This window comes from Xanthomonas hortorum, assembly GCF_040279205.1.
GTDB lineage: Bacteria > Pseudomonadota > Gammaproteobacteria > Xanthomonadales > Xanthomonadaceae > Xanthomonas > Xanthomonas hortorum_F.
In genome coordinates this window covers 1-2,030 of the sequence record NZ_JBEOLS010000117.1, presented here as the reverse complement: position 1 = coordinate 2,030, position 2,030 = coordinate 1, and the positions used below count along the sequence as shown (strand labels likewise).

Sequence of the window (2,030 nt, the reverse complement as noted above, 5' to 3'; positions counted from 1 at the left end):
CGAGCGGGTTGTCCTGGCCGAGGAACTGCGTGGCGCGTTGGCCGGTCATCACCGTGTCGGCGGCGGTGGCGAGCAGGCCGGCGGTGCGTAGCGCCTGGCCGGCAGATAGATCGCCTGCGAGCAGCTCGGCGGTGGCGAAACCGCGTTGCGACAGCGGGGTGTATGGCTGCGGTACGGCGCCTGCGACCTGGCGAATGCTGCGAGTAGCGCCACCGATGTTTGCCGGCGTGTCATCCAATACCTGCTTGACCAGCGCCGCATTGGACTCGGATAGCGTCACACGGCCGGCCTGTTCTGCATGGGCGATCGCCAAGCGGAATTCTTCTCGACCGGCGATCTCGCGTACAACCGGGTCACCTGGGGCCGCGACCAGATTGGACGAGGTGTCTTTTGCGGCGCCGATCACCGCGCTAATCCGATGCTCCGAGTGGGTGATGGCGGCCCATTCGGATTCCACCTCACTCATCGAACGCAAGGCTTTTAATTGTCCCGCATGCTCTGCGCTGTACTGCTTGAGATCGGAAAACGTTCTTTGGTTCTGAGCGTTGGCCTCGGCCTTGGTTAGTCGATCCGGCGTAGTCGTATAGACATCGCCGTTGATTAAGGCGACCTTGAGGGTGTCCTGCAGTTCAGCTAATTGGACAGCAACTTTTTTAAGAGCAATCGGATCGCCATCGAGTGCAGCTAAGCCATCGCTAGTGTCGGAGATGCTGTTCAGCGCTCCTACGATTCCCCGTGTATATGTGCTTCGTGTCCTTCCTCGGTGCGGCGAAGTTTCAATCTCGTCAGCTAGCTTTCCGTCTACAGGTAAATAAATGCGGTTTGCGGAAGCATGCTCGTCCATCAGCCCATGCTTAGCCAACTCCACCAATAGGGGGTGTCGTTGTGAAGTGCTCTGCTCGATAACGTGGTGGCTTTGCAGGATGGCACTGTTGGCAGGCATGTCCCTTAACCCTTAAGGTGTGTATTATTCAATTTAATTAACAATCTGCGGCATCGCGGAGCCAGACGCCGCGCGAGTTGCGCCCCTTCCCAAATCCGTGTTCGATTAGCGCATCTCGAAAAAAACGATCACAGATAACGAGCCCGCTGTTATAGGGTGTTCGGAATACATGGGCTGTGCCTAATATCTCTTTTTTAAAAGCTAAGCTGGCTCCCCCGGTCAAGCTGTAGTGCTTACCTTTAGGATATCCCTCGGTTAAGATTTTGACGGTGGATGTATCCTCGTCAAGCGCATCAATTTCCCTGATGACTTCGCAGAAATAATGTGGTGCAGCTTGCGATCCGTCATAAAGAGTGAGTTCGCATTTTGCAAAAGTAAATGCTTTCGAGTCGATTAGCTCGAAAACATTCTTCAATGGTTCGGATACGAGCCAGTAACCTCGAAAGCTTGAATCTAAATCATTGACCATTTGGTCGGGCTGACTTTGGCGCAAGCGAGGTACATCTCTAAACTCTTTAATCCCGCCACCCGATTGCTCAAGACGTAAATGCGTGGGTAATGGGAAATCTTTTTCATTCTCGAACACTATGCCGTGTCCTCGGCTTCCACGCATGTCGGGGCTGAGGGTATAGAACTCGCCTTTCTGGGGCTCGCTCTCTTTGATATTTCTGACTTCGTTCATATTCATAGGTTCATTTGTCTCATCCATTGGGTCACTGCTTCGACGCACGGTCAGCGGAGCACGCCGCACCTACCGTGTGGAGCCGCGTCCAAGCCAATCTGCGACGGTCCAACGGCACCTCATCGTAACGGCGTTCATCTTGCCTGCCTTCTACAGCGGACGCAGTAGGAAAACTCCGACGCCACGGTTGGCGCTGCCCCCGGCGCGCGCAATCGTCGCCCCGCCACGCCTGCGGTCTTCATGCCCCTGTTTTTCTGCACCCCTGCAACGTCTGGCGAGGCGCGCCGCCGTTGACGCTCGGGCCGGATTCAACAGATCGCCAGTCCCTGCGGATCCCTGCACGAAACGTCCCTTGCCGCGCCTCCGGTGGCGACACATCGAGCGCAGCCCAGTAGCCAGAATCTT

1 protein-coding gene and 1 pseudogene are annotated in these 2,030 nt (G+C 56.0%); both read right to left on the bottom strand.

Annotated features, from left to right (window positions below):
• Positions 1-943 (bottom strand): annotated as a pseudogene (locus ABS769_RS22335) (AHH domain-containing protein); the annotation flags it as partial.
• Between the two features lie 37 nt (positions 944-980).
• Positions 981-1,652 carry an imm11 family protein gene (locus tag ABS769_RS22330; RefSeq protein ID WP_317063432.1) on the bottom strand — a complete coding sequence of 224 codons (672 nt, stop codon included), beginning with the start codon at positions 1,650-1,652 and terminating at the stop codon, positions 981-983.
• Positions 1,653-2,030 lie beyond the last annotated feature (378 nt).